4 protein-coding genes are annotated in these 4,701 nt (G+C 73.1%); 2 read left to right on the plus strand and 2 right to left on the minus strand.

Features of this window, described 5'->3' with window-relative positions; translation table 11 throughout:
- Positions 1-66: 66 nt before the first annotated feature.
- Together FNH09_RS44640 and FNH09_RS44645 are read right to left on the minus strand one after the other, a co-directional pair.
- On the minus strand, positions 67-846 hold the full coding sequence (locus tag FNH09_RS44640; RefSeq protein ID WP_152895590.1) for a hypothetical protein: 780 nt from the start codon (positions 844-846) through the stop codon (positions 67-69).
- A gap of 148 nt (positions 847-994) precedes the next feature.
- The gene (locus tag FNH09_RS44645; RefSeq protein WP_152895591.1) at positions 995-1,699 is read right to left on the minus strand and encodes a hypothetical protein; all 705 of its coding nucleotides are present in this window, start codon (positions 1,697-1,699) and stop codon (positions 995-997) included.
- A gap of 196 nt (positions 1,700-1,895) precedes the next feature.
- Here FNH09_RS44645 and FNH09_RS44650 point away from each other — a divergent pair, with 196 nt between their 5' ends.
- Both FNH09_RS44650 and FNH09_RS44655 read left to right on the plus strand, forming a co-directional pair.
- Positions 1,896-4,097, plus strand: coding sequence for an N-6 DNA methylase (locus FNH09_RS44650; protein ID WP_162470050.1), 2,202 nt, complete (start codon positions 1,896-1,898; stop codon positions 4,095-4,097).
- A gap of 171 nt (positions 4,098-4,268) precedes the next feature.
- The coding region (locus tag FNH09_RS44655; RefSeq protein ID WP_238427471.1) for a hypothetical protein at positions 4,269-4,701 on the plus strand (433 nt) is incomplete at its 3' end.

Below are 4,701 nucleotides of genomic sequence, written 5' to 3' on the forward strand. Positions count from 1 at the left end.
CCTGTTCCCCCGTCCCCCTCCGCACGCTCCGGCCCCCCGCCGGGGCGTGCGGGACCCCGAGGTCCGTCAGCCGAGCGCGTCCAGGTCCAGGATGTTGCCCGTGGGCTTCTGCGCCGGGACCGGCTTGTCGTAGTCGCCGAAGGTGAGCGTGCCGGGCTCCTTGCCGGACGTGCTGTCGATCCGCAGCAGGTACGGCTTGCCCTCGGTGGCGACGTACAGCGTGTACGTGTCCTTGCCGTCCTTCTCGTGCAGCACGATCGCGGGCGTGCCGTCGACCGTGGTCGTCTTCCCGCGGGTGGCGTCCGAGTTGACGTCCTCCGCGCCGCCGAGCACCGAGTCCAGGTCGCAGAAGCCCGCGATGTCCTTGGCGTCCTGGCCCTTCGCGGCCATCTTGGTCCACTTGCCGGCGAGCATGGCCACGGCCGCGTCGGTGTCCGACTTCGACTCGCCCTCGCTCTGGGCGCGCAGGAAGGCCTCGTCGTACTTCATGTACACGATGTCGCCGGTCTTGATCAGATCGGCCTTGCCCTGGCCGCCCATGCCCAGGGTGCCGGCGCACTCGCCCTTCCGGTTCAGGGCCATGTCGATCCGGATCGTGCCCTTGCTCTCGTCGTCGGCGACGTCGCCCTTCATCCGGAGCGAGGAGGCGCCGGTGGTGGCCTTCAGGGCCCGGTCGGCGATCTCCCCGCCGCTCAGACCGGCGAACGGCTCCTTCGGCTTGGCGGAGGCGGAGGTGTGGGACGTGCCCGTCTTGTCGTCCGCCTTGTCCTGGCCGGACAGGCAGCCGGTGAGGCCCGCGGCGGCCGCGGTGGCGAGACAGAGGGCGGCAAGTGCGGTACGACGCATGGCGATTCCTCGATGAAGAAGATGAAGGTGAAGACGGAGGTGGGGGTGAAGACGAAGGTGAAGCGAGGTGAGGTGAGGGGACGCGGCGGGGTGGTCGGCGGGGCCGGCGCCCGATGGTGGCGCCGCGCCCCGGACGTGACCGGTCCGGTCAGCCGGTCTTCTTCCAGTCCCCGCAGCCGGACGTCTTGAAGTAGGCGTCCTTGGCGCTGATCGTGACGACGGCCGTGCCGGTGACGTTGTTGTTCGCGATGATCGAGTCGATGCCGTGGTCGGCGTCCTTGGTGCGCTCCCAGTAGCAGGAGGCGTCGGCGTTGCCGGTGGAGCGGTAGGTGCCGGGTGCGATGTCCGGGCCGACCGCGAACATGCCGCCGTCGCCGTCCATGCCGGTGGCGGAGGATCTCTTGGACCCGCCGGCGGCGACGGCCTCCCAGTCCTTGCAGCCGGTGGACTTGAAGAGCTTGTCGGTGGCCTTGACGGTGACGTAACTGGTGCCGGTGACGTTGTCGTTGGCCAGGATCGAGTCCATCTCGCCCGAGGCGTCCTTGGCGCGCTCCCAGTAGCACATGCCGTCGCTGTTGCCGGTGGTGCGGTAGGTGCCGGGCTTGATGTCCGAGCCGACCCGGAACTCGCCGTCCCCCTCGAACGTGGCCTTCTTCTTCTCCGACGCCTCGGCCTTGCCGCCGCTGTCCTTCTTGGTGCCGGGCTGCTGGGCCGCAGACGTCGAAGAGCCCTTGTCGGCGGTGTTGCCCGTGCCGTCGGCGCCGTTGCCGTTGCCGTCGGCGTTCGCCGAGACGACTCCGATGACGACGATCCCCACCACGGCGCCCAGCGCGACCTTGCCCTTCATGCCCATGGCTGTCCCCTCCCCCTGACGTGGCGGCCGCCTTGCTGGGGCCGCTCGTTCGCTGGGTCAATAAGACCAGAGCCTGTGAACCGAGTCAACACGATTCACAAAGGCTCTTGCGTACACGCCGTGAATGGGTAGATCTTTCCTACGTCGGTATGCTCGACGCCACGCAAGCGCGAGCGGGACGAGGGGAGCTACGCGGGTGCAGGACAACGCGACTGAGGTGACCGCCGCCGGGATCGCCCGGCTCGCCGGCGTCGGCCGCGCGGCCGTGAGCAACTGGCGCCGTCGGCACGCCGACTTCCCCAAGCCCGTCGGCGGCACCGAGACCAGCCCGTCGTTCGCGCTCGCGGACGTCGAGGCCTGGCTGCGCCACCAGGGAAAACTCGCCGAAGTGCCGCTGCGGGAGCGGGTCTGGCAGCAGTTGGCCGGACACCCCGAGGGCCCCGTCACCGCGCTCGTGCACGCCGGCTGCGTCCTGCTGCTCATCCATGACCGGCCGACGGTCTGGCTGGAGGTGGGCGCCGGCTCCGACGAGCGGCTCGCCGCGCTGCTGCCGGCCGCGCTGGAGCGGGTGATCACCCCACGGTTCGGCCCCCCGGCCGAGAGCGGGCGTGGTGTTCACGCTCGCGAGGGCGCGGCGAGTCCAGGGGCTGTGAACCGACCGCCCGCTGTGAACACTCCGGAATCGGCGTCGGGGGAGTGGACCGCCCCGCAGACCCCCGTCCCCTCCGGGGTTCACACCCCTGGCAGCCCCGCCACCCTCGCGGTCCACACTCCCGCGGTCCACGTCCCGACCGGCCCTCAGCTCCTCCCCTCCGTCCCGCTCCTGCGCGGTGTGGCCGAGCTCGCCGCCGACCTGGGCGCTCGCCAGACCTTCGAGTTCCTGTTCGGGCGGCACTTGGACGCCAACCCGCGCCAGTACACGCTCACCCCCGGCGAGCTGGCCCGCCTCATGGCCGATCTCGCGGGCCCCGCCCGTACCGTCCTGGACCCGGCCTGTGGCACCGGCGCCCTGCTGCGCGCCCTCGACGCCCGCCCCGACCAGGAGCTCTACGGCCAGGACAGCGCACCCGAACTCGCCGCGCTCACCGCGCTCCGGCTCGCCCTGCACGGCCGGGCCACCGTGCGCGCGGCCGTCGGCGACACCCTGCGCGCGGACGCCTGGCCGCAGCTGCGCGCCGACACGGTCCTGTGCCACCCCCCGTTCAACGAGCGCAACTGGGGCCACGACGAACTCGCCTACGACCCCCGCTGGGAGTACGGATTCCCGGCCCGCGCCGAGTCCGAGCTGGCCTGGGTGCAGCACGCGCTCGCCCGGCTGCGGGACGGCGGCACCGCCGTGCTGCTCATGCCGCCCGCCGCCGCCTCCCGCCGCTCCGGCCGCCGCATCCGCGCCGACCTGCTGCGTCGGGGCGCGCTGCGGGCGGTCGTCGCGCTGCCGGTCGGCGCGGCCCCTCCGTACAACATCGCGCTGCACCTGTGGGTGCTGCGCCGGCCCGAGAAGGCGCCCGGTCAGCCCGAGGTGCTGCTCGCCGACGCCGGGCAGTTCGCCGGCGAGGGGCGCGGCGGGCCCGACTGGCAGGCCGTCAAGGAAGCCGTGCTGGACGCCTGGCGGGCCCACGACCGGGACGGCACCCTGCCGGAACGGCCCGGCCTGGCGCGGTCCGTGCCCGTCATCGAACTCCTCGACGACGACGTCGACCTCGCCCCGGCCCGCCACCTTCCGCCCCCGACGGCGGCCGACGGCGGTGAGCAGCTCACGGCCGTGCGCGAGCGCCTCGGCGAGACCCTGCGGCTGACCACCGCCCTGACCCCGCCGCCCGCGGTGACCGCACCGCCCGCCCGCTGGCCGCTCACCACCGTCGGTGAACTCGCGCGCGGGGGTGCCCTGGTGCTGCGCACGGGCGGCACCGGCGGCCCCGCACGCCTGCCCGTCCTCACCGACCACGACGTGCTCGCCGGGACCGGCCCCTCGGGGACGCTGCCCGAGAGCGAGGAGGAGGCCGTCCTGACGGAGACGGGCGACGTGGTCGTGCCGGTGCTCGGCGGCGGCTCGGTGGCCCGGGTGATCGACGACGCGACGGCGGGCGCCGCGCTGGGGCGCAACCTCGTGCTGCTGCGCCCCGATCCCGCGGCGCTCGATCCGTGGTTCCTCGCCGGGTTCCTGCGCGGCACCGCCAACAACCGTCAGGCCAGCAGCTACGCGTCCACCGCCACCCGGCTCGACGTGCGCCGGCTGCATCTGCCCCGGCTCCCGCTGGACGAACAGGGGCGCTACGGCGCCCGGTTCCGCGCGCTCGACGAGTTCGAGCGGGCGCTGCGGTACGCGGGGCGGCTGGGGGACGAGCTCGTACGCGGTATGTACGACGGGCTGACGGACGGCACGGTGGCCCCGGGCTGAGCCCCGGAGGGCGCCCGTGACGCCGTACGTGCCACTTGTGACGTCGTACGGGCCACCTGCGACGTCGGGCGAAGTGATCAGCATGACAACGGTTCGGCACATCCCGGGACCTGTTGTCGCCGCGGGCCTATACGCTCGAACTCCGATATCGAACCAGGCCCGGGAGCAGTCATGTACGGCCACGGCGCGGCGCCGCCGCCCACCCGCAGCGCGGGTACCGTCATCGTCCTGCGCGTGCTCTTCGCGGCCGCCGGGATCCTGTCGTGCGGTCTGCTCGCCTGTGTCCCGCTGTTCCGGGTGGCGATCCTGCGCGGACGGTGGTTCGACTGGACGGCGGCCTGGGTGTCCCTGCCGCTGTCCATCGCCGCCCTGGCGGTCGTCGGCAGCGTGCCGGAGACCGACACCAGGAGCGATGTCGCGCTGGCCGCGGTGCTGATCCTCGGGGCCGGCAGCGCCGCCTACTACCTGGTGACCGACATCCGGATGAGCCAGGCCGCGCGCCGCTTCGGCGGCTATGCGCCGCCGCACGCGCAGACCGTCCAGATGCCGTACGGCTACCCGCATCCGGCGTCGCCCGTCCCGCCGTACACGAGCACCCCCGTCC

It is taken from the genome of Streptomyces adustus (assembly GCF_009377175.1).
Classification (GTDB): Bacteria; Actinomycetota; Actinomycetes; order Streptomycetales; family Streptomycetaceae; genus Streptomyces; species Streptomyces adustus.

Coding starts and splice junctions, on each gene's coding strand:
- FNH09_RS44640 (WP_152895590.1), bottom strand. CDS start 846: ATGCGTCGTACCGCACTTGCCGCCCTCTGTCTCGCCACCGCGGCCGCC.
- FNH09_RS44645 (WP_152895591.1), bottom strand. CDS start 1,699: ATGGGCATGAAGGGCAAGGTCGCGCTGGGCGCCGTGGTGGGGATCGTC.